The 23,269-nt window shown below is 60.8% G+C and carries 18 protein-coding genes; 11 read left to right on the top strand and 7 right to left on the bottom strand.

Annotated features, from left to right (window positions below; translation table 11 throughout):
• The first annotated feature begins 91 nt into the window (after positions 1-91).
• The 5 genes from gap to eno all read left to right on the top strand — a co-directional run bounded on the left by gap (position 92) and on the right by eno (position 6,703).
• Positions 92-1,102, top strand: coding sequence for a type I glyceraldehyde-3-phosphate dehydrogenase (gene gap / locus ACFO3S_RS24610; protein WP_378101513.1), 1,011 nt, complete (start codon positions 92-94; stop codon positions 1,100-1,102).
• A gap of 783 nt (positions 1,103-1,885) precedes the next feature.
• Positions 1,886-3,067, top strand: coding sequence for a phosphoglycerate kinase (locus tag ACFO3S_RS24605; RefSeq protein WP_378101511.1), 1,182 nt, complete (start codon positions 1,886-1,888; stop codon positions 3,065-3,067).
• A gap of 11 nt (positions 3,068-3,078) precedes the next feature.
• A complete protein-coding gene (tpiA, locus tag ACFO3S_RS24600) occupies positions 3,079-3,834 on the top strand; it encodes a triose-phosphate isomerase (protein WP_378101509.1) in 756 nt (251 codons plus the stop codon).
• Position 3,835: 1 nt separating this feature from the next.
• Positions 3,836-5,371, top strand: a complete 1,536-nt coding sequence (gpmI, locus tag ACFO3S_RS24595; protein ID WP_378101507.1) for a 2,3-bisphosphoglycerate-independent phosphoglycerate mutase — start codon at positions 3,836-3,838, stop codon at positions 5,369-5,371.
• A gap of 39 nt (positions 5,372-5,410) precedes the next feature.
• The gene (gene eno, locus ACFO3S_RS24590) at positions 5,411-6,703 is read left to right on the top strand and encodes a phosphopyruvate hydratase (RefSeq protein WP_378101505.1); all 1,293 of its coding nucleotides are present in this window, start codon (positions 5,411-5,413) and stop codon (positions 6,701-6,703) included.
• A gap of 155 nt (positions 6,704-6,858) precedes the next feature.
• Here the strand turns inward: eno and ACFO3S_RS24585 are convergent, their stop codons facing one another.
• Both ACFO3S_RS24585 and ACFO3S_RS24580 read right to left on the bottom strand, forming a co-directional pair.
• Positions 6,859-8,640 carry an alpha-glycosidase gene (locus ACFO3S_RS24585; RefSeq protein ID WP_378101503.1) on the bottom strand — a complete coding sequence of 594 codons (1,782 nt, stop codon included), beginning with the start codon at positions 8,638-8,640 and terminating at the stop codon, positions 6,859-6,861.
• 94 nt (positions 8,641-8,734) lie between these two features.
• A complete protein-coding gene (locus ACFO3S_RS24580; protein WP_378101501.1) occupies positions 8,735-10,708 on the bottom strand; it encodes a glycoside hydrolase family 15 protein in 1,974 nt (657 codons plus the stop codon).
• 605 nt (positions 10,709-11,313) lie between these two features.
• Between ACFO3S_RS24580 and ACFO3S_RS24575 the strand changes: the two genes are divergently transcribed.
• The 3 genes from ACFO3S_RS24575 to ACFO3S_RS24565 all read left to right on the top strand — a co-directional run bounded on the left by ACFO3S_RS24575 (position 11,314) and on the right by ACFO3S_RS24565 (position 14,843).
• On the top strand, positions 11,314-12,615 hold the full coding sequence (locus ACFO3S_RS24575) for a sugar ABC transporter substrate-binding protein (RefSeq protein WP_378101499.1): 1,302 nt from the start codon (positions 11,314-11,316) through the stop codon (positions 12,613-12,615).
• An 87-nt stretch (positions 12,616-12,702) separates the two neighbouring features.
• A complete protein-coding gene (locus ACFO3S_RS24570; RefSeq protein WP_378101497.1) occupies positions 12,703-14,013 on the top strand; it encodes a carbohydrate ABC transporter permease in 1,311 nt (436 codons plus the stop codon).
• Positions 14,010-14,843: a sugar ABC transporter permease gene (locus tag ACFO3S_RS24565; RefSeq protein WP_378101495.1), complete on the top strand. Its 834-nt coding sequence runs from the start codon at positions 14,010-14,012 to the stop codon at positions 14,841-14,843. Before ACFO3S_RS24570 ends, ACFO3S_RS24565 begins: the two co-directional genes overlap by 4 nt.
• Before the next feature lie 119 nt (positions 14,844-14,962).
• Here ACFO3S_RS24565 and ACFO3S_RS24560 read toward each other — a convergent pair whose 3' ends face one another.
• Complete coding sequence (locus tag ACFO3S_RS24560; RefSeq protein WP_378101493.1) at positions 14,963-16,039, bottom strand: LCP family protein; 1,077 nt, start codon at positions 16,037-16,039, stop codon at positions 14,963-14,965.
• Between the two features lie 218 nt (positions 16,040-16,257).
• On the opposite strand from ACFO3S_RS24560, the gene ACFO3S_RS24555 reads away from it, so the two are divergent.
• From ACFO3S_RS24555 to ACFO3S_RS24545, 3 genes are all read left to right on the top strand, one after another.
• Positions 16,258-17,022, top strand: a complete 765-nt coding sequence (locus ACFO3S_RS24555; protein WP_378101491.1) for a sugar phosphate isomerase/epimerase family protein — start codon at positions 16,258-16,260, stop codon at positions 17,020-17,022.
• Between the two features lie 262 nt (positions 17,023-17,284).
• Positions 17,285-18,409 (top strand): NAD(P)/FAD-dependent oxidoreductase, encoded by a 1,125-nt coding sequence (locus tag ACFO3S_RS24550; protein ID WP_378101489.1) that lies wholly within the window; start codon positions 17,285-17,287, stop codon positions 18,407-18,409.
• A gap of 279 nt (positions 18,410-18,688) precedes the next feature.
• Positions 18,689-19,882, top strand: coding sequence for a GNAT family N-acetyltransferase (locus ACFO3S_RS24545; RefSeq protein WP_378101487.1), 1,194 nt, complete (start codon positions 18,689-18,691; stop codon positions 19,880-19,882).
• 67 nt (positions 19,883-19,949) lie between these two features.
• On the opposite strand, the gene ACFO3S_RS24540 is transcribed toward ACFO3S_RS24545, so the two are convergent.
• The 4 genes from ACFO3S_RS24540 to ACFO3S_RS24525 form a co-directional block, all read right to left on the bottom strand.
• Positions 19,950-20,834: a fumarylacetoacetate hydrolase family protein gene (locus ACFO3S_RS24540; protein WP_378101486.1), complete on the bottom strand. Its 885-nt coding sequence runs from the start codon at positions 20,832-20,834 to the stop codon at positions 19,950-19,952.
• 4 nt (positions 20,835-20,838) lie between these two features.
• The gene (locus ACFO3S_RS24535) at positions 20,839-21,201 is read right to left on the bottom strand and encodes an L-rhamnose mutarotase (protein ID WP_378101484.1); all 363 of its coding nucleotides are present in this window, start codon (positions 21,199-21,201) and stop codon (positions 20,839-20,841) included.
• 73 nt (positions 21,202-21,274) lie between these two features.
• Positions 21,275-22,087 (bottom strand): amidohydrolase family protein, encoded by an 813-nt coding sequence (locus tag ACFO3S_RS24530; RefSeq protein ID WP_378101482.1) that lies wholly within the window; start codon positions 22,085-22,087, stop codon positions 21,275-21,277.
• A complete protein-coding gene (locus ACFO3S_RS24525; protein ID WP_378101480.1) occupies positions 22,077-23,264 on the bottom strand; it encodes a mandelate racemase/muconate lactonizing enzyme family protein in 1,188 nt (395 codons plus the stop codon). Before ACFO3S_RS24525 ends, ACFO3S_RS24530 begins: the two co-directional genes overlap by 11 nt.
• Positions 23,265-23,269 lie beyond the last annotated feature (5 nt).

Raw genomic sequence — 23,269 nt, 5'->3', positions numbered from 1 at the left:
TTTCGGGCAATCCTTACTTAATAGCGGTCTCGGCGCTTTCGCGCCTTGATATAGCATCAATCATTTTTCTCAATCCAAGGAGGAAATCAACATGGCAGCAGTAAAAGTGGGTATTAACGGATTCGGACGTATCGGACGCAACGTGTTTCGCGCAGCACTGAACAACCCTGAAGTCGAGATCGTCGCGATCAACGACCTCACGGACGTTAATACGCTTGCTCACCTTCTGAAATACGACACGACGCACGGCAAGCTGGACGGAACGGTTAAAGTCGGCGAAGGCGCGCTGATCGTTAACGGCAAGTCGGTAAAAGTATTCGCAGAGCGCGATCCGGGCAACCTGCCATGGGCTTCCGTTGGCGTCGAGATCGTCGTTGAATCCACGGGTATTTTCACGGCGAAAGAGAAAGCCGAGCTTCACCTGAAGGGCGGCGCGAAGAAAGTCATCATCTCCGCTCCGGCTACGAACGAGGACATCACGATCGTAATGGGCGTCAACCAGGACAAGTACGATCCGGCTTCGCACACGATCGTCTCCAACGCTTCCTGTACGACGAACTGCCTGGCTCCGTTCGCGAAAGTTCTGAACGACAAGTTCGGCATCGTCAAAGGCATGATGAACACGATCCACTCCTATACGAACGACCAGCAGGTGCTGGATCTTCCGCACAAGGATCTGCGCCGCGCCCGCGCTGCCGCAGAGAACATCATCCCTTCGACGACGGGCGCCGCGAAAGCCGTCGCTCTCGTACTGCCAGAACTGAAGGGCAAGCTGAACGGCATGTCCATGCGCGTTCCTACGCCTAACGTATCCGTAACGGACCTCGTTGCCGAGCTGAAAGTCAACGTAACGGTTGAAGAAGTGAACGCAGCGCTGAAGGAAGCTTCCGAAGGCGCGCTGAAAGGCATCCTGAACTACTCCGAAGAGCCGCTCGTATCCAGCGACTACAACGGAGATCCGGCATCCTCCACGATCGATGCGCTGTCCACGATGGTCATCGAAGGCAACATGGTTAAAGTCATCTCCTGGTACGACAACGAGTGGGGCTACTCCAACCGCGTTGTTGACTTGGCTGCTTATATCGCTAGCAAAGGCCTCTAAGAGTCGCTCTCTCTTTGAATTGGGGAGCGCAACCCCCTAGGTGAACGCAACCCCCCTAGGTGAACGCAACCCCCTAGGTGAACGCAACCCCCTAAATCCCCCTTCCCGAAGGGGGGACCCCAAAGGGCTCCGCCCTCTGGACACCCGGCGCTGTCGGAGGCGTTGCAGAGGACGGAGGAGGGGGACTGCCTGCTGAGGATCGCTCCGTCCCGGATTTGCTCCGCAAACCCGGGACTACGCTTAACTATGGAGCGGGAAGGACGGCCGCGGGCCGGAAGGAAGGCGGCTCTCCTCTGCGCATGACTGCGCTGCTTGAGGAGAGGAGGCTGAAGGCCGAGGCTCCCCCTGCAACGACTGCGCTGCTCGGGAACCAAGGTCAAGAGCGAGGTTCCCCCCGCAATGACTGCGCAGCTCGGGAACCAAGGTCAAGAGCGAGGTTCCCCCCGCAATGACTGCGCTGCTTGGGAACCAAGGTCAAGAGCGAGGTTCCCCCCGCAATGACTGCGCTGCTCGGGAACCAAGGTCAAGAGCGAGGTTCCTCCCGCAACGACTGCGCTGCTCGGGAACCAAGGTCAAAAGTGAGGGTTCCCCCCGCAACGACTGCGCTGCTCGGGAACCAAGGTCAAAAGCGGGGTTCCCCCCGCAATGACTGCGCAGCTCGGGAACCAAGATGATAAGAAGAGCTTCCCTTCGGGGGAGGAAGAGATACAGAAAAAGGCGGGCTCCCTACAGGAGCCTAACTTTGCGCAAGGAGATAGACAGCCATCTGAGGAGGTATGACCCGTGAACAAGAAAAGCGTAAGAGACGTAGAGGTTGCCGGGAAGAAAGTGTTCGTGCGCGTTGATTTCAACGTGCCGCTGGAAAACGGTGCGATTACGGACGACACTCGGATCCGCGAGACGCTGCCTACGATCAAGCTCCTGATCGAGAAGGGCGCGAAAGTCATTCTGGCGAGCCACCTGGGCCGTCCGAAAGGCGAAGTCGTCGAAGAGCTGCGCCTGACGCCGGTCGCGGCTCGCCTGTCCGAGCTGCTGGGCAAGCCGGTGGCGAAAGCCGAAGAAGTCGTCGGGGCATCCGTGCAAGCGAAGGTTGACGAGCTGAAGGACGGAGACGTGCTGCTGCTGGAAAACGTTCGGTTCGAAGCGGGCGAAGAGAAGAACGACGCCGAGCTGGCCAAGTCGCTGGCCTCGCTCGCGGACCTGTTCGTCAACGACGCCTTCGGAGCGGCTCACCGCGCCCACTCGTCGACGGAAGGCATCGCGCACCACATTCCTGCGGTCGCGGGCTTGCTGATGGAGAAAGAGCTCGACGTCCTGGGCAAAGCCCTGAACAACCCGGAGCGTCCGTTCACGGCGATCGTCGGCGGCTCCAAGGTCAAGGATAAAATCGACGTCATCAATAAAATGATCGAGATCGCGGACAATATCCTCATCGGCGGAGGTCTTTCTTATACGTTCCTGAAGGCGCAGGGCAATGAGATCGGCTTGTCGCTGTGCGACGATTCCAAGCTGGACCTGACGCTCGAATTCGTCGAGAAGGCGAAGAAGCTTGGCAAAAACTTCTATCTTCCGGTTGATATCGTGGTATCTGAAGATTTTAAATCGGCCGTCAACATGGATATTGTTGGCATCGACGGTATCCCAGCTAACAAGGAAGGCGTCGATATCGGTCCGAAAACGCGTAAAATCTACGCGGAAGTCATCAAAAACTCCAAGCTGGTTCTCTGGAACGGACCGATGGGCGTATTCGAAGTGGATGATTTCTCACACGGTACTCGTGAGGTGGCGCAAGCTTGCGCGGACTCGGACGCTTACACCGTGATCGGCGGCGGAGATTCCGCAGCGGCGACGGAGAAATTCCAACTGGCAGACAAAATGAACCACATTTCCACGGGCGGCGGCGCCTCCCTGGAATTCATGGAAGGCAAGGCGCTTCCGGGCGTCGTAGCCCTTAACGACAAATAGAGGTGACAACGATGAGCAGAACTCCGATTATTGCGGGCAACTGGAAAATGTTCAAGACGGCGGGCGAAGCGGCTTCCTTCGCGGCCGAAGTCAAAGGCAAGGCGGAAGTCTCCGGCGTGGAGAGCGTCATCTGCGCTCCGTTCACGGCGCTTCCGGCTCTGGTCGAAGCGGTTAAGGGCACGACGATCAAGGTCGGCGCGCAAAACCTCCACTTCGAGGACAGCGGCGCCTATACGGGCGAGATCAGCGGCGTCATGCTGAAGGATCTCGGCGTCGATTACGTCATTATCGGCCACTCCGAGCGCCGTCAATACTTCGGCGAGACGGACGAGATCGTGAACAAGAAAGCCCATGCGGCGTTCCGTCACGGCCTCGTGCCGATCGTATGCGTCGGCGAGAAGCTGGAAGAGCGCGAAGCGGGCACGACGAACGAGGTCGTGCGAGTGCAGACGGAAGGCGCGCTGGCCGGTCTGACGGCCGAGCAAGTCGCGGCGACGGTGATCGCTTACGAGCCGATCTGGGCGATCGGCACCGGCAAGTCGTCTACGTCCGCCGAAGCGAACGAGACGATCGCCTACATCCGCAGCGTCGTAGCCAAGCAGTTCGGCGCGGAAGCGGCGGAGAAGGTGCGCATCCAGTACGGCGGCAGCGTTAAGCCGAACACCGTAGCGGAGTATCTCGGCCAATCCGATATCGACGGCGCATTGGTCGGCGGCGCCAGCCTGGAGCCGGCCTCCTACGTGGCGCTGGTCGAAGGAGCGAAGTAAAATGGCGGCTCCCAGACCGGTTGCGCTAATTATTCTGGACGGCTTCGGTCTTCGCGAGGAGACGCACGGCAACGCCGTCGCGCAAGCGAAAAAACCGAATTTCGACAAGTATTGGAGCGTCTTCCCTCATACGACGCTGACGGCGAGCGGGGAAGCGGTCGGCCTTCCGGAGGGCCAGATGGGCAACTCCGAGGTCGGCCACCTGAACATCGGCGCGGGCCGCATCGTGTATCAGGACTTGACCCGGATTTCCAAGTCGATCCGCGACCAGGATTTCTTCGAGAACCCGACGCTGGTCGGCGCGGTGCGCCACGCGAAGGAGAACGGCAAGAAGCTGCACCTGTACGGCTTGCTGTCCGACGGCGGGGTTCACAGCCATATCGATCATCTGTATGCGCTGCTGGAGCTGGCGAAGCGGGAAGGGCTCGAGCAAGTGTACATTCACGGCTTCCTGGACGGCCGCGACGTCGCTCCCGACAGCGCGGTCGGCTACCTGAACGAATTGCAGGGCAAGATCGCAGAGTACGGCGTCGGCAAAATCGCGACGCTGCAGGGCCGATATTACGCGATGGACCGCGACAAGCGGTGGGAGCGCGTCGAGAAATCGTACCGCGCCATGGTGTATGGAGAAGGGCCGACGGCGTCCGATCCGGTCGCCGCGGTCAAAGCCTCTTACGAGCAAGGCGTTTACGACGAGTTTTTCGTGCCGACGGTGATCGTCGGAGCGGACGGCCAGCCGAACGCCCTGGTCGAATCCGGGGACTCGGTCGTATTTTTCAACTTCCGTCCCGATCGCGCGATTCAGCTGTCCAACGTGTTCACGAACGACGATTTTCGCGGCTTCGATCGCGGTCCCGGTTTCCCGGCGAAGCTGCATTTCGTGTGCATGACGCTGTTTGCGGAAACCGTCGGGGGCCTGGTTGCGTATAAGCCTAAAGAGTTGGATAATACATTTGGCGAAGTGCTCGTGCAGCACGGGAAAAAACAGCTCAGAATCGCCGAGACCGAGAAGTATCCGCATGTGACGTTCTTTTTCAGCGGCGGACGGGATCACGTCCTGGAAGGCGAAACCCGGATTCTCATCAATTCGCCGAAGGTCGCCACCTACGACCTGCAGCCGGAGATGAGCATCTACGAGGTGACGAAAACGCTGGAGAAGGAAATCGCCGCGGACAACCACGACGCGATTATCCTGAACTTCGCGAATCCGGACATGGTCGGTCACTCCGGCATGCTGGAGCCGACGATTAGAGCGGTGGAAGCGACCGACGAATGCTTGGGCAGGGTGGTCGACGCGGTGACGGCCAAAGGCGGCGTCTGCGTCATCATCGCCGACCACGGCAATGCGGACATGGTGCTGGACGACAACGGCCGGCCGTTTACGGCGCATACGACCAACATCGTTCCCTGCATTGTGACTCAGGCCGGACTCACGCTTCGCGAAGGCGGCATTCTGGCTGATGTCGCGCCGACGCTTCTCGCGCTGCTGCAGCTGCCGCAGCCGGAGCAGATGACGGGCCAATCGCTGATTGTTTGACCGAATTAAATATTAACCAACCGAAGGAGTGTTCTATCTATGACGATCATTACTGACGTATATGCACGCGAAGTGCTGGACTCTCGCGGCAATCCGACCGTCGAAGTCGAAGTTCAACTGGAGTCCGGGGCCAAAGGGCACGCCATCGTTCCGTCCGGCGCCTCTACCGGCGCGTACGAAGCGGTCGAGCTTCGCGACGGCGACAAAGGGCGCTACCTGGGCAAGGGCGTTCTGAAAGCGGTCGAGAACGTCAACACGGTCATCGCTCCGGAAATCATCGGTTACGATGCTCTTGATCAAGTCGAGATCGACAGAAAAATGATCGAGCTCGACGGTACGCCTAACAAAGCGAACCTGGGCGCAAACGCGATCCTTGCAGTCTCTATGGCTGTCGCTCGCGCTGCTGCCGATGCGCTCGACGTTCCTCTCTATACTTACCTGGGCGGCTTCAACGCCAAAACGCTGCCGGTTCCGATGATGAACATCGTCAACGGCGGCGCTCATGCCGACAACAACGTCGACGTTCAAGAGTTCATGGTGCTGCCGGTCGGTCTGCCGACGTTCTCCGAAGCGCTGCGCGCGGGCACGGAAATCTTTCACGCCCTGAAAGCCGTACTGAAAGCGAAAGGCTTGAACACGGCGGTCGGCGACGAAGGCGGCTTCGCTCCGAACCTCGGCTCCAACGAAGAAGCGCTGTCGACGATTCTCGAAGCGATCGAGAAAGCGGGCTACAAAGCCGGCGAAGAAATCTTCCTCGGCATGGACGTCGCTTCCACGGAGTTCTTCAAGGACGGCAAGTACCACCTCGAAGGCGAAGGCAAGTCCTACATGCCTGCGGAGTTCGTGGACCTGCTGGCCAGCTGGGTCGACAAGTACCCGATCATCTCGATCGAAGACGGCTGCTCCGAAGACGATTGGGAAGGCTGGAAGCTGCTGACCGAGAAGCTGGGCGGCAAAGTTCAGCTCGTCGGCGACGATCTGTTCGTTACGAACACCGAGCGTCTGGCGGACGGCATCGAGAAGGGCGTAGGCAACTCCATCCTCGTTAAAGTCAACCAAATCGGTTCCTTGACCGAGACGTTCGACGCGATCGAGATGGCGAAGCGCGCAGGCTACACGGCTGTCATCTCCCACCGCTCCGGCGAATCCGAAGACAGCACGATCGCCGACATCGCCGTTGCGACCAACGCCGGCCAGATCAAGACGGGCGCTCCGTCCCGTACGGACCGCGTGGCGAAGTACAACCAATTGCTCCGCATCGAAGACCGCCTCGGCTCCACGGCGAAATACGGCGGCAAAGCGGCGTTCTATAACCTGAGCAGCCTGAATTAAAGATTGGCTCTCAGCGGCATGCCAAGAAGGACGGACCTTGTGCCCCGGCACGGTCCGTCCTTCTTGGCATGCTTGCGGGTAAGGCGGAACAGCGCCCCGCCGCGGCGGCCGACGCCGTCGCAGGACGGGCTGCCGCCGGAAGGGCGCGCCTCCTGTTAGGACTCCGTCCTCCAGACGCCGTAGCCGAAGGCCGGCAGCTTGACGCGAAGGAGGCCGCCTTCGGCCGAGACGGAGGCGGAGGCGCTGCCGAATAACAGCCGCCCGCCGAGCGCCGGCGAGCCTGCTTCCCGGACGTCTCCCGAGGCGGCCGAGAGCTCGGCTTCGATCGGCTGCTCCGAGACGTTCATCGCGACGATCAGCCGTTCCGAACCGTCGGCAGACAGCCGTTCGTACGCCAGCAGACCGCCCTCGGCCTTCAGGAAGCTGAAGCTCGCGCTGCGCAGCGCCTCGTAATCCTTGCGAAGCCGAATCGCCGCCGTAAAAAAGGCGAACAGCTCCCGGTCCTGCTTCTCTTCCTCCCATACCATGCACTGGCGGCAGCCGGGGTCTCCGCCGCCCTTCATGCCGATCTCGTCGCCGTAATAGATGCATGCCGTTCCCGGATAAGTCAGCTGGAACAGCGTGGCCAGCTTCATACGGCGCGCGTCCTCGCCGCATACGGTAAGAAGTCTGGGCGTATCGTGGCTTCCGAGCAGGTTAAACGTCGTTTCGGCGACCTGCCGGGGATAAGCCGCCAGCTGGCCGCCGATCGCATCGGCGAACGAAGCCGCGTCGATTTTGCCGAAGGCGAAGAAATCCAGCGCGGCGTTCGTGAACGGGTAATTCATCACGGCGTCGAACTGATCCCCCTGCAGCCACATCGCCGAGTCGTGCCAGATTTCGCCGAGAATGTAGACATCGGGCTTTGCCCGCTTCACAACGGTCCGGAATTCCCTCCAGAAAGCATGGTCGACCTCGTTGGCGACGTCCAGCCGCCAGCCGTCGATGCCGGCCTCCTCGATCCAGTAGAGGGCCGCGTCGAGCAAGTAGCGTTTGACCTCGGGATTCTCCGTGTTCAGCTTCGGCATGATCGGCTCGAAGCCGAACGTATCGTAAGTCGGGACCCCGTTCTCAACCCGCAAAGGGAATTCCCTGACATGGAACCAATCGGCGAAGGGAGAGTCCGCGCCTTTCTCCAACACGTCGACGAAAGGGGGGAACTCCTTCCCCGAATGGTTGAACACGGCGTCCAGCATAACCCGGATTCCGCGGGCGTGACAGGCGTCGACCAGCTCTTTAAGCTTCTCGTTCGTGCCGAATTGAGGATCGACCTTCCTATAATTTTTCGTATCGTACTTATGATTGGTCGTCGCCTCGAACAGCGGATTAAAATAAATCGCGTTGACGCCCAGCTCGACCAGATGGTCCAACCGATCGACGACGCCCTGCAGATCGCCTCCGAAGAAATTCGTCGGAGTCGGCTCGCCGCCCCACGGAAGCGTGCCTTCGGGGTTCAAGGAGGGATCCCCGTTGGCGAACCGTTCCGGGAAAATCTGATAGAACACCGCGTCCTTCACCCAAGACGGAGGCGTAAATACGTCCGCCGGGTTGATGAAAGGGAAGTCGAACATCGTCAGACAGTCCTCCGGCTCAGCACTGGAGAAGCCTTTTTCCGTCATGTACAGATCCTTCCCGCCGGAGCGGAAGTGAAAGCCGTACCTCATCCGGCGAAAGGGAGGAACGACCTCGGCCTCCCAGTAATCGAACAGCTCGTCGGATGCGAGCCGCCTCATCGGAACGCTGTGCCGGGTTTGTTCCCAGGCATACTTGTCTCCGGTCAGGACGAGCACCTCGTCCATCTCGCCTCGCTTGGCCCGGACGCGGAGATGAACGGTTCTTCCGTCGTAGGCGTAGGCCCAGTTTTGTTTCGGGCGGTGATAGATCGCTTCTCTCAGCATGGAACAGGTCTCCTTTGTTTGGATAGGGATAAAAAAAAGTACAGCCTCGTAAAAGCGGGACGAGGTTGTACCAGTGGGTAACAGTGCCTTTAAGTTAAGACTCGCTCGCGCGAGCGGCCGTTTCTTCCGCCAGCTGCCCCGCGTCCGCCAGCATGCGAACGGTTAGGACGTACATGGCGTGGGACCAGGTGAGCGGGACGATCCATGCCGGCCGGCCGGTCGACTTGTCGACCTGCTCCGGCAGCAAGCCGGTCTCGGTGCGATGCTCCGTGGCCCAGCGGAGCAGCCGGCGGGCCGCCTCGAATTGACCGGCGGAGGCTCGGTATTGGGCCAGCCACAGCGTCGTTAGAATCCAGGGGTTGCCTCCCGCGTACTGGTCGTCCTCGTAGCGCTTGATGCCCCCGACGGTCGGAGAGAGCAGCCGTTCCTCGACCGTGTCCGCGAGCCGCGTCATATACTCGTGCTCGGGCGGCAGAACGGCGAACGGGACCGATACGCCGAGCAGGCTGATGTCGACGACCCGGTCGTATTTCAGCCGATAGACGGGATAGCCTTTCGAAGTATAGGCGACGCTTCCTTCCTGGCCCGCCTCCAGCGCTTGTTCGAAACGCCGCTCGTCGACCTTCAGGTGCAGGCCCCGGTAGAAGCTGCCGTCCGCTTCGTTCCAGCAGCGGCGGACGATGGCGTCGGCGATTCCGCTGGCCGTCGTCTCCCAGTTCGACGCCGATTCCGAATCTCCTGCCAGCCTAGCGAAGGAGGCGGCCGCGCGAATGCCGCCGCAGACTGCCGCAGCGGAATACGTATGCTCGCCGTTTCGCTCCTCCCACAGGTCTATGCTCGGGGAGGGCAGACCCGTCTCCGGATCCAGGAACGAGACCAGGTATTCGGCGCCTTGGCGCACGGCCGGCCAAACCGTGCGGGCGAAGCCTTCGTCCCTCGTCGTCTCGTAGTGCTGCCACATTCCCCACAGAATCGAGGCGCCCTCGTCGATCTGCAGACCCCAGGAAGGGGCGAGGCTGCCGTCGTGGTAATGACGCTGCTGCCAGGAGCCGTCCGCCTCCTGAGCGCGGAGCGTCCACTCGTAGAAGCGGCGGGACGCGTCGGTCAGTCCGCACCGGTCCAGCGCCGTCGTGATGAAGGCGGCGTCCCTTCCCCAGCAGTAAGCATACCCGCCGCAGCGTTCGTGCCTCTCGTCCGCTTCCGGCGCGGCCAGCAGACTGCCCGTTTCCCGGTCCGCCATCAGCTTGAACATGAGCACGGAGCGTTCGTAGAGCTCGACGACGTCCGGTGCCGCTTCCGGACTTGGAGCGGCTCGGCGCAGTTCTTCCCGCCAATAGCTTGCGGTATGGCGCAGCCAATGCTCGGGGGACTCCCCTTTAACGAAGGAGAGAAGCTCGAGCGACTCGCGGAGATCGGCGCCCGCCGCGATGTAGACGGCGATCTCAGCGCTCTCTCCCGCCGCCAGCCGGTCGAACTCCCAGAGGAGCGCGCCGTCCGGCTGCATGTCGATCTCGCTGCCGTTCGGTTCCCCGCTTTCCGCGGCTTCCCCCGCGTGGCCGCACTGGAATTTCGCGCAGTCGCGGGAGCCGGAGACGGCAAAAAACGAGCGATGATGATAATGGACGAGGGCGTCGTTCGCTTCGTCGAACATCGTCGTATTATAGAGGCCGCTCTCGTTGACATGCATCGACGAGTGCCAGACGAACCGGAAGGAAAGCTCGGCATCCGTCGCGTTCGTGAACGTATATCGTCTGACCAGCGCATCCTTGTCCGGCAAGGCGAAGTCGTGCTGTCGAACGGTAAGGGCGAAGCCGGGGAGCGAGGACTCGGCGACCGTGATATTCGTTCCGGGCAAATACGAGAAGCGGCGTTCCCAACGGCCGTCGTCCTCGTCGAACCAGACCGTCCGTTCTCCGCCGAGCCTTACGCCTGTGCGAATGAGGTCGACGTGCTGCGGATGATCGATGTGCGGCCACCATAGCCGGTGCAGGCGGCCGGCGCGTCCGAGCGATCCGAGCATCCGGCCGTTGCCGACGATGGCATCGATGAGATAAGGTTTATTGGCCATGCTTTCAGCTCCTCAGTTGCAGTTAAAGGTGCAATCGTTTGCGCGATCGGAAATACAGTTGCCCTAACATTTGCTTTCATGTTATCTCAGATCGCCCGATCTGTAAATGGGCAGAGAAAGACGAACAAAAAAACGGTGAGCCCGATTAAAAAACAAAGAAATGCAGATCATTTCGTTGAGAGGATAAGATTTCCAAGGATTTATTGCGGATTTTGCCCAGTAATTAGCCGATATCGACTGAATAATGAATTTGCTAACCTTTCCGTCCATCGTATATGATGAACTTGTGCAATCGTTTTCATGATCGATCGGAAGTTCGCTCTTCAACATTTTGAAGGCAATGCTACCCTAAGGGTACAACCTCGCGAGCAAGTCGCTTGTCGAGGGTGTGCCTTTTTTTGTGACTCAGAAAGGATCAAATTCGCTATCCTTATCTGAATCACCTCCGACAAAAACGCGATTCTGCGTCTAGAGGACTCCGAAGGCGTTTTTGCTTGGTAGCCATCGTAAGGGATTGGGGGCGATTGACACGCGTAGTTGCCGCCGGGAAAATCGTTTGCACTAAAAAGGGGAAAGCACGAAAAAAAACGGGAGGATGGTTCACCATGAAGCTTAGAAACTGGAGTGTCGGATGTCTCTGCGCGCTGCTGATCGCAGCCTTGACCGCCTGCGGGGGAGGCGACGGCGCCAGCCCGGCGCCGAGCGAAAGCCCTTCGGCGACGGCTCAGGGCTCCGCCCCGCCGACTGAGGCCGAGGAGGCGCCGTTGGAGCCGGAGGCCGGAGCCAAGCTGAAGGTGTGGGAGTCCAAAGAACAGATTCCGTACATGCAGGAGCTCGCGGCGGCCTTCGAGAGGGAATACGGAGTTCCCGTCACGCTGGAAGAGGTCGCCGGAGGAGACCAGGGCGGAAGGCTGACGACGGACGGTCCCTCCAAGCTGGCGGCCGACGTTCTGACGCTGCCTCACGATCAGATCGCCCAGGCGGTTAAGGCGGGCCTCCTTCTCCCGAACGACGTGTTCGAGGAGGAGACGCGCGCGTCGATGGCCGAAGCGGCGGTCCAGGCGTCCTCTTACGAGGGGGTGCTGTACGGCTATCCGAAGTCGGTGGAGACGTATGCGCTCTTCTATAACAAGGACCTGTTTCCGGAGCCGCCCAAAACCTGGGAGGAAGTCGTGAATTTTGCGGAGACGTTCACGAATACGAAAGAGAACAAATACGCCATCATGTGGGAATTCGTCGGATACTACTCTTATCCGTTCGTCGGCAGCTTCGGCGGCTATTTCTTCGGTCAGGACAATACCGATCCGAACGATATCGGTCTGAACAGCCCGGGGGCGGTGGAGGGCTTCGAATTCCTGAGGTCGCTCAAGCCGATTCTGCCGATGAACGCGGCGGACGTCACCTACGACATTAAGACGCAGTTGTTCACGGATGGCAAGCTTGCGCTGAACATTGACGGCCCATGGTCGGTCAGCGCCTTCAAGGACAAAGTCAACTTCGGCGTCGCGCCGCTTCCCGACGTTCCGGGCGGCCGCCCGTCGACCTCGTTCTCCGGGGTCAAGTCCTACTACGTCAATTCCTATACGCCGTATCCGATCGCCGCACGGCTGTTCGCGAACTTCGCGGCAAGCAAGGAAAATCAGTTGAAAAACTACGAGATGACCGGAGCGATTCCGGCGAACAAGGAAGCCGGGGAAGACCCGCAGATCAAGAACGATCCGTACATTAGCGGCTTCTTCCAGCAGTTCGCGAATTCCACTCCGATGCCCAGCATCTCTGCGATCGACGCGGTGTGGGATCCGCTTAAGGCGGCGTTCACCACGCTGTGGGACGATCCGAAGGCCGACGTCCAGACGACGCTGGACGGCCTAGTCGAAACGGCGAAGACGGCTATCGCATCCCAATAGAGAGAAGGCCCGCCGCGCGCGGCTTTCACCCGACCGCTCCGGCCGTCGGGTGAAAGCCGTCCGGGGCGAGAAAGAGAGGAATCGCGCATGCGCAAATCAACCGCGGGAGCTCTGCTGTCGGCGCTATTCATAGGTTTGGGACAGCTTTATAACAGGCAATGGATGAAGGGGACGATTCTGCTGGCCATCGGCGCCGGACTCGCGAGCGGAGCCGTCGTCCTCGATCTGCCGGAGCATTTGCGGGGGCTATGGACGCTGGGAGAGCAGCCGAGCGGCATGGTCAAGGTCGGCAGGCTGACGCAGATGGTGGAAGGCGATCACTCCGTCTTCCTCCTGATCAAAGGATTAATGGCCCTAATCGCCCTGCTGCTGGCTGTCGCGCTGTATGCGGCAGGCATTCGAGACGCATACAAGACCGGATTGCAGCGAGAAGCGGGACAGAAGGTCCGTTCGTTCAGCCAGACGATCGGCGCGATCGGCCAGAGAAACTTCGCCTATCTCGTTCTGCTCATTCCCGGTCTGTTCATTTTGTTTCTGACTGTGCTTCCCCTGATCTTCTCGATTCTGCTCGCCTTTACGAACTATGCGGATCCGATCCTTCCGCCGGCCAATCTAGTCGATTGGGTCGGCTTCGCCAACTTCGTTAAGCTCGTAAGCTTAAAGGTATGGAGCGATACGTTCTTCGGCGTGCTGCTCTGGACGGTGATCTGGGCGGCGATCGCCACGGCCACGACGTATGTGGGAGGCGTGTTCGTCGCCGTGCTCATTCATCAGCCCCGCATTCGCTTCAAGGCGTTCTGGCGCACGGTCATGATCGTTCCGTTCGCCATCCCGAGTCTGATCTCCCTGCTGGTCATGCGGAATATGTTCAACAACAAGTTCGGGCCCGTCAACGACATGCTCCGCATGATCGGCCTGGAGGGCGTGCCTTGGCTGACGGATCCGTTCTGGGCCAAGCTGACGCTGATGGTCGTCAACATGTGGATCGGCATACCGATCACGATGATTCTCGCCTTCGGCATTCTGACGACGATCCCCCGGGATCTGTACGAAGCCGCCGAGGTCGACGGCGCCGGCTCGTACCAGAAATTCCGCCGCATCACGCTGCCTATGGTGCTGTTCGCGACGGCGCCGGTGCTCATTATGCAATTCGCCGGCAATATCAACAACTTCAACGTCATCTATCTGATGACCGACGGGGGACCGGTCAACACCCGTTATCAGTATGCGGGGCACACCGATCTGCTCGTCACCTGGCTGTATAAGCTGGCGCTGGACCAGGCGCAGTACAGCTTCGCGTCGGTGATCGGCATCATCATTTTCCTGATCATCGCTTCGCTGTCCATCTGGAGTTATCGCCGAACCCGATCTTACAAAGAGGAGGACATGATCGCATGAACGGCTCCAACGCCCGCTTGAAGCTCGGTCTCAGCTACGCTATTCTCGTCGTGCTGACGATCGTCAGCCTGTATCCCGCGCTGTGGATCGTCTTGTCCTCCTTGAAGGAAGGGAACAGCCTGTACAGCGAGACGCTTATTCCGAGAAACTTTACGTTCGATCATTACCGCGAGCTCTTTCGCGCCACCAAGTACCCGCTTTGGTTCATGAACACGCTTAAGATCGCCGCGCTGTCGACCGTGCTCGGCACGTTCCTGCTGCTGCTCACCTCTTACGCCGTATCCCGGTTCCGCTTCGTCGGTCGCCGGTTCTCGCTGAACGCTCTGCTCGTGCTGCAGATGTTCCCGGGCTTCATGGCGATGATCGCCGTCTACGTCGTGCTGAATTCGGTGGGTCTGCTCAATTCGCATACGGCGCTTGTGCTCGTCTACAGCTCCGGGGCGATCGTGACTAACGTTTTCGTGGCCAAAGGCTTCTTCGACACCGTTCCCAAAAGCTTGGAGGAGGCGGCGCGGATCGACGGGGCCAGCCATCTGACCGTCTTCTTCCGGATTATGGTTCCGCTGGCGAAGCCGATGCTGACCTACGCCAGTCTGATGATCTTCAACGGCTGCTTCGTCGACTTTATTTTCGCCGATCTGGTGCTCCGTTCGGAGGATCAGCGAACGCTGGCCGTCGGCCTGTACAAGATGGTCAGCCAGCGCAACTCGACGGAATTCACGCTGTTCGCCTCCGGGGCGGTGCTCGTGGCGCTTCCGGTCATGACGCTGTTTCTCGTGCTGCAGCGCAATCTGGTCGACGGGCTGACGGCGGGAGCTTCCAAGGGATAGGAGGACGGAGGCGGGCCACAAACAAGCGGCCGCAGCCGGCTTCCGCTGGTGCGGAGCGCGGCCGCGGCCGCCGGTCTGCGCCGGACGTTGCGCCCGTTGTACCCGTTGCGCCCGCGCCTCTAGTCCGATTGCGCGGCCTGCGCGTAGGGCGGAGCGCCTCCGGCTTTTTCGCCTTCCAACGTCTCTTCGACGTGCTGCCGGACCTTGTCGAGATCGGGAACGAGGACGTCCATGCCGCGAATTCTTTCGTTTCTGAACGCGTTCGTCTGCGGAATCTGAATGCCCGTCAGCCGGCCCGTATCCAGCTTGAGGCCGAGCCGGGCCAGCTCGAACAGCTCGCCAGGCGGAATGCTCGTCTCGATGTAGGGGGCAATTCCGTTCAGCAGCTGCGGCAGCTTGAACAGCGTCGTCGTCGACTTCAGCTTGGCCGCGACGGCCGAGAGAAAGTTGCGCTGCCGCTCAGATCTGGAGAAGTCGGACATGGCGTCCCCTCGGAAGCGGACATACTGCAGGGCGGTCAGTCCGTCGAGCTTCTGCAAGCCCTTCTCCAGATCGATGTTGTACCTCGGATCGTCCCGCTTGTCGATATGCCTCATCCTTTTCTCGATGTCCAGCTCGATGCCGCCCAACTCGTCGATCAGGGAGATGAAGCCCTCGAAATCGGTGTAGACGTAATGGTGGATGGGCTGATCGATCAGATTCCGCACCGTCTCCATCGCCAGCTGCGGTCCCCCGAGCGTGATCGCGGCGTTCAACCGGTTCGGCCCGTAACGAGGAATCTCCACGTAGGTGTCCCGCAGCAGAGAGAAGAGATGCGCGCTCATGGAGACCGGATCTATGGATACGACGATTATCGTATCGGATCGGGGCTTGGCTTTGCTGCTCGTCCCGCGCGAATCGCCGCCAAGCAGCAAAATGTTGATCCGCTCGTCTCCGAACCGGTCAGGCGGTTCGATGGACGCGATCGGAGTCGGCTCGCTTCCGTCGAGCGGGAGGCTCGCGCTCGGCGGAGGGTCCGCGGGCGGCTGATAGATGCGGTCCGCGAAAGAATAAATCGAATACGCATAGTACGCCGCAATTAATGCGATGGCAAGAAAGACGCCGAGGCTGCCGTAGAGCAGCTTTTTTTTACCGCTCAGGCGTTTCCTGGGCGCCGGCGATCCGGCGAGGTCCGTTTCTGCCGTTTCCCGCTCCATAACGTCGTCCATCCTTTCCGTAGGTTCTTCAACAATAATACGAGAGAAAGGGGAGGAAAGTTGTTCCAGTGCGCCGATCGTTCTCCAAAATGCATATAAAGAAGACAAAAACTCCTATCGTGAGAACGCATTCGCGCGCCTATAATAGAGATGAACAGGCATACAAGGCGTGCGGGTCTCCGTGCGAACTACCAAACCATAGGACGGTGGAAAATAGAATGAGCAAACCTCAGCTTGGCATTCAACTGTATTCCGTGCGCGACCGCTGCGAGAAGGACTTCCTCGGCACGATCAAGGAGATCGGCGAAATCGGGTACAAGAACGTGGAGCTGGCCGGCTACTACGGTCATGCCGCGAAAGAAGTGAAGCAAGCGCTGGCCGATGCGGGCTTGAACGCGCCTTCGGCGCATGTCGGTCTGACCGTCAACGATCCGGCGATCTGGGATAACTTGAAGAAGCAGGTGGAGTACGCGCAGGAGCTGGGGATTAAGCGGTTTATCGTGCCGTGGTATCCGCTTGGAGACAACCCGACGCTCGAAAACGTGTACAAAATGGCGGATCATCTGGAGCAGGCGGCGAGAATCGTGAAAGAGGCGGGCCTCGAGTTCGGCTACCATAACCATGCGTTCGAGTTCAAGCCGGTCGGCGACAAGCTGGTCATCGATCACATCCTGGAGAGAGTACCGGCCGAGCTGCTGTTCGCTGAGTTCGATCTCGGCTGGGTGCAGGTGGCGGGGCAGAACCCTGCGGCATACGTCAAAAAATACGCGGGACGTCTGCCGGTCGTTCATGCCAAGGATTTCCGAGAGGACGGCAAAGACTCGGAGATCGGCAAAGGAACGGTGGATTGGGATTCGGCGCTGGCCGCTTGCGAGGAAGCCGGCGTGGAGTACGTCATTATCGAGCAGGAGCAGTACGAGGTGTCTTCGATCGTCAGCGCGAAAAACAACTTCGAGTGGTTCAAGGCGCGCGGTTGGAATTAAGGCATGAGCGGAGGGATCGGTCCGAACCCTCCGTTCCTATTGCCGACTGCTGGCGGGGGCCGGACGGAACAAGCGGAAGCGGCAGCGCATTCATCGAACGGAAGCGGCCTTCGTCTCGGCGGGATGAGACGAACGGCCGCTTGTTGGCGTTGAAGGGAGGGGAGGGGCGAGCTTTGCCGCGACTTCCCTGCATTGACTTTCTACATGGAATTCCATACCATTGTCCATAAATTGACGGAGGAACGGCAGAGGGGACGCAAGAATGAACACGTACATCGTCATTGGGGCGGGAATTCTCGGAGCGTCAACCGCCTATCAGCTGGCCCGGAGCGGGGCAGGCGTCACGCTGATCGATCGCATGGACCCGGGACAGGCGACGGACGCCGCGGCGGGCATCATCTGCCCTTGGCTATCGCAGCGGCGCAACCGGGCGTGGTACACGCTGGCCAAGGCGGGGGCGCGTTATTACCCGGAATTGATCGAACAGCTGCGGCAGGACGGGGAGACCGACACGGGGTATGCGCGAGTCGGGGCGCTTAGTATTCATACGGATCCGGAGCAGATCGGCAGGATCGAGGAGCGGGCGCGTCTTCGGAAGGAGGAGGCGCCGGAAATCGGCGAAATCGCGGCGCTGGACGAGCGGGAAACTCGCGAGCGGTTCCCGCTGCTGGCCGAAGGCTACCGGGCCGTTCGGATCGGCGGAGCGGCGAGAGTGGACGGCCGCGCGCTTCGCGACGCGCTCATCCGGGCGGCGGTTCGGCATGGAGCCGTTCTCGTTCGGGGGGATGCCGAATTGACCTGCGAGGGGAAGCGTGCGACCGGGGCGCTTGCCGGCGGGAAGAGCTACCCGGCGGACGCCGTGATCGCCTGCGCCGGAGCGTGGGCGAAGGAGCTTCTGCTGCCGCTGGGCATCCGCTTTAACGTGAGCTTCCAGAAAGCGCAGATTATGCATCTCGAGCTGAGGGAAGATCCGGGCACCGGGAACTGGCCGGTCGTCATTCCGCCCAGCGACCAATACCTGCTCGCATTCGGGCAGGGGAGGATCGTGATCGGAGCGACGCACGAGAACGGCGTCGAAGGCTACGATACGAGGCTGACGGCGGCCGGCATGCAGGAGGTTCTCAATAAAGGCTTGGAGGCTGCGCCGGGTCTGGCCGACGCCGCTTACGCGGAGGCGCGGGTCGGCTTTCGACCGTATACCCCCGGATTTCTGCCGGTCATCGGTCCCGTGCCGGGGTGGAAGGGGCTGCTCGCGGCCAACGGACTCGGAGCATCCGGGCTCACCGTCGGCCCTTATCTGGGCAGCCAGTTGGCGAGGCTGGCTCTCGGGCGGGGGACGGACATCGATCTGAAGGAATACGACATCGGGAGCGCGCTGGAAGTCTGATCGCCACGGCTCCCAGCAGGAAGGAGACAGCTCGCATGCAGATCCAAGGCCGGCATCATCGGAACGGAAGGTTCGTCGGTCAGGTTCATCGGGTGACCGGGTGATCAGCAGGGGCAGGGGTTGTTTTGCTTCGGGGCCGCACTGTCCCATTTGCAATCTGACGGGAATCCCTCCGACATCGTCGTAGTGCCTCCGATCTTCGGAGAGAGCGGTTTCGGCGGAAGCTTCTTTTTGTTAGGATGGAGGGAGGCGTTACGAAAAGAAACGAGGTGGATTCCGTTGGAAATCCGACAGTTGACGACGCAAGATTACGACGAGAGAATGGCGCTGTCCCAGTTCGCCTTCCAGCTCCGCTGGACGGAAGAGCAGTTGGAGCAGCGAAGGCGGACCTATCGCCCCGAGCAGGACTGGGGCGTCTTCGACGGGCAAAATAAGCTGTTGTCGGCGTTGACCGTGCTTCCTCTGGAAGTCTGGGTTCAAGGGAGAAAAATGGCGATGGGCGGCGTGGCCGGCGTCGCGACGTGGCCGGAAGCGAGAAGGCAGGGATGCGTCGGCCGGCTGCTCTCTCAGGCGCTGGAAACGATGAGGAAAGAGGGCCAAAGCTTGAGTATGCTGCATCCGTTCTCTTTCCCGTTCTACAGGAAATACGGGTACGAGCTGACGATCGAGCGCAAGAAGTACGCGATCGAGACCCGCCTGCTGCCGTCCCGCAAGGAAACGCCCGGCGAGGTGCGGCGAATGAAGAAGCCGGACGCGGCCGTTCTGGACGCGGTCTACTCGGCTTACGCCTCCCGGTATAACGGAACGTTGGCGCGTTCCGGCGAATGGTGGACGGAGCGCTCGCTGCGCGAGGAAGGGCCGGCAGCCGTCTACTTCAATGAAGAGGGGACTCCGGAAGGCTACGTGTACTACAACTGCCTCGACGGCAAAATGACGGTGCACGAGATGGCCGCGTTGAGCGAAACGGCCCGGACGGCGCTATGGACGTTTATCGCCAATCACGACTCCATGATCGGCGAAACGACGCTGATCGCTCCGGTCGACGACGGTCTTCCTTACTTGCTGGGCGACCCGAGAATCGGTCAGGAGCTGATTCCGTACTTCATGTCTCGAATCGTCGACGCGGAAGCGTTCGCGAAGCAGTACGCCTGGGAGAAGGGGGCGAGCGCGGAGTCGGCGCTGCTGCAATTGGAGGACCGGCATGCGCCGTGGAACGCCGGAACGTTCCGGCTGTCTTGGAGCGAGGACGGGGAAGGGACGCTGGAGCGGCTTGATTCCGGCACGGGACAGGACTCCGAGAGCGGCAGCGAAGCGATCGTCTGCGACATTCAGACGCTGACGGCTATGCTGCTCGGAGGCCGAAAGCCGACTTGGCTCGCTTCGGTCGGACGTCTCTCCGGCCCGCACGAGAGCCTGCGGCGGCTGGAGCGCCGTATTCCGGAAAGAACGCCGTTCTTGATGGATTTCTTCTGAATACGAACGACAGCCGGACACTCAGCGCTCCCAGGGAGCGACGGTGTCCGGCTGTCGTTCGATCAGGTCAAACGAAGCGATTCGTCAGCCTGCCCAGCTTGTCGATCTCCACGCTGACGACGTCGCCCGGCTTCAGGTAGACGCGCTGTTCGGGCGGAAGCCCGAAGACGACGCCTTCCGGGGTGCCGGTCAGAATCAGATCTCCCGGCTCCAGCGTCATGTGGCGGGAGATGTAGCTGACGATCTCGGCGCAGGAGAAAATCATATCCTTCGTACTCGAGTTTTGCCGCAGTTCTCCGTTCACCCAGGTGCGCAAGCCAAGATTTTGCGGATCGCCAACCTCGTCGGCCGTCACCGTGTAAGGGCCGATCGGGCAGAAGCCGTCCGCCGTCTTGCCGAGCATCCACTGGGACGTGCGCATCTGCCAGTCCCGGGCGGAGACGTCGTTGACGGCGCAGTAGCCGTGCACGTAATCAAGCGCGGAGGCTTCGTCGACGGAGGCGGCCGTGCGGCCGATGACGATGCCAAGCTCGACCTCGTAGTCCACTTCCGCCGTGCCATCCGGGATGCGGACGTCCGCGCCCTGTCCGGCGATCGCGTTGCCGAACTTGCTGAACAGCAGCGGCACGGCCGGATAAGGCAGCTTCGATTCGTCGGCATGCTTGCGGTAATTCAGGCCGACGCAGATGATTTTGCCGGGATTCGGCACGCAGGCCGCCCAGGCGACCTCGTTCTCCTGAAGCAGCTTCGGCAGGCCGCTGCGGCGAAGATCGGCGATATAATCGGCCAGCGCCCGAAGGCCTGAAGCGCCGGAGCGAAGCAGAGCGAGCGGCTCTGCGGGAACGCCCTCCGCCGGGCGAGCGGCCAGCGCCGCCTCGACGTCCAGCACGCCCTCCTCCAATTGTACGCCAAGCCGATAAGCCCCGTTTTTGTTCATCGTTAACCATTTCATCGTGTTAATCTCCTTTCCCGCTGCCGTCCATATGGAAGATTTCCTGCATATCGGCCCACAGGGAGCCCGACGAAGGGGAGAGCGGAAGCTGGCACGGATCGGTCAGCTCCAGCCAGCGGCGCATGAGAGGCTCTTCCGCCAATCGGGCCATATCCCGCTCGTAGTCCTCGCCTACATATTCCTTGTAGCTGAAGAGCAGCTGCTCGTAATGGAAAATCGTGAAGTTGCGGACGCCGTACGTCCGGAACAGCTCCAGCAGCTCCGGCCATACGGCTTCGTGCAGCCTGCGGTACTCCTCCCAGCGCTCCGCGCGGACGCGGACGGCGCTGCCGAAGCGGCGCGGCTGCGGCGATCTCTCTTGACTCATAACGGCTCCTTTCCGCCGGACGTCGTTCGTTCGCCTTCGTTCGCCCGGTAGGCGGACAGACGGCGGCAGCCGGCTATAAACGGTAAAACGCCATGGCCGTTCCTCCAAGGAGAGCGTCCAGATCCTCCCGGGAGAGGTCTCCGGCGGCGCGGACGAGACGATCCAGCGCTTCCCCGTAAGGAAGACCGGAATTGGAGATCGGCCAGTCGCTGCCGAGCATGAGACGGTCGGCTCCGAACAGGCGAAGCGCGGTTTGAACGGCGGTCTCGATCGGACCGGCGGCGTTCAAGCCGGACAGCTTGCAGTAGACGTTAGGGAGGGCGGCGGCGCGAGCCAGCTCCGCTTCCCAGGCGGCCCTCTCCAGTTCGCCGACAGGGGGCTTCGCCAGATGGTCGATGACGATCCGCAAGCCGGGCACGGCCCGGGCGATCGTCTCCACGTGCTGCAGATGCTTCGGGAATTCCGCGCCCGCGTCGAAGGAGAAGCCGGAATCAGCCAGCGCGCGAAGTCCTTCCAGAACGTCGGGGCGGACGAGCCAATCGTTGTCCGGCTCGACCATGATCAGATGACGGACGCCCTTGAACTTCGGATGCCGGCTCAGCGCCTGAAGCTGCAAGGCGGCCCGATCCGCGGAGGTCAGATCGACCCAGCCGACGACGCCGGCGATCCAGGGATACCGATCCGCCAGCTCGAGCAAATACTCGGTCTCGTCCAGGCCGTCCTTCGCCTGCACGACGACGGTGCCTCCGATGCCGGCCTCCTGCAGCAGCGGCTCCAGCTCCGGCGGCTCGATCGTGCGGTACAGCGCTCCGAACGCTTCCGGGCTCAGAATCGGATAGTGCAGCCGCTCGATGTTCCAGAAGTGCTGATGCGCGTCAATACGCATGATCGCAGGTGAACGGGCCCTTGCTCAAAATTTCGCCCGGAATGAACTTGAATTTCTCGATCAGCTCGTCCGTCAGGTTGACGCCGAGGCCCGGAATGCCCTTCGGGTACGTGACGAAGCCGTTCTCGTATTTCAGCGGCTCGACGAGCAGCTCGTCGCGCAGCGGATTGATCGTGCGGTCGTACTCCATAATGATCGCGTTGGGCGAGGAGACGATCAGGTGAAGGTTCGCCATGAGCGACACGCCGGACGTGAAGATGTGCGGCGCCATGCGCATCTGGAACGCGTCCGCGATGGCGGCGATTTTCTTGCATTCCATAATGCCGCCGCTGCGGGTGGCGTCCGGTTGGACGATGTCGACGGCGCGCCGGGCGATCAGCTCCTTGAAGCCGTATTTCGTATATTCGTTCTCTCCGGCAGCGATCGGAATGTCGACCTCGGCCGCGAGGCGGGCGTACCCGTCGATGTCGTCGTTAATAAGCGGCTCCTCCAGCCAGAACAGATCGGCCGGCTCCAGGCCGCGGGCCACCCGCAGCGCCGTGTTGAAGTCCCATGTCGCGTCCACGTAGCTCATGCCTGCGTCGGCCATCAGATCGATGTCCTTGCCGATGGCGTCGCGCACTTTGCGCACTTTCTCCACGTCGCCGCGAGGGCTGCTGCCGATCCGCATTTTCAGCGCCGTATAGCCCTCTTCCTTATGCCGCAGCATTTCTTCGATCAGCTCGTTCTCCTCGTTGCTCATGCCCGCGCTCGCATAGACGCGGATCCGGTCGCGGCAGACGCCGCCGAGCAGCTCGTACACCGGACGGTTCAACGCCTTGCCGACGATGTCCCACAGGGCGATCTCCAGACCGCTGATGATTTTGATCGCGCCGCCCTTGCGGCCCCAGTGCAGGGAGCGGACGAACATTTTGCGCCACAGCTTCTCGATGTCGAAGGGGTTCTCTCCGATCAGCATGCCGCGGAAGTGCTCGTCGATAATCGAGGAGACGGACTGCGGAATGCAGGAATCCTCGCTGACCTCGCCGATGCCGTGAATGCCTTTATTCGTCCAGATGCGTACCAGAGTCGCGTTGCGCTGCAGCGTCGTCCAGCCCGGACATTGCCAGCGCTCTTCCTCGCTATAGCGATAGGACAGGCGAATCGTCTCAATATTCGTAATGACCAGTTCGCTCATATCTG

This window comes from Cohnella hongkongensis, from assembly GCF_042654645.1.
Lineage (GTDB): Bacteria > Bacillota > Bacilli > Paenibacillales > Paenibacillaceae > Cohnella > Cohnella hongkongensis.
This window is presented reverse-complemented; position numbering and strand designations above follow the sequence as displayed.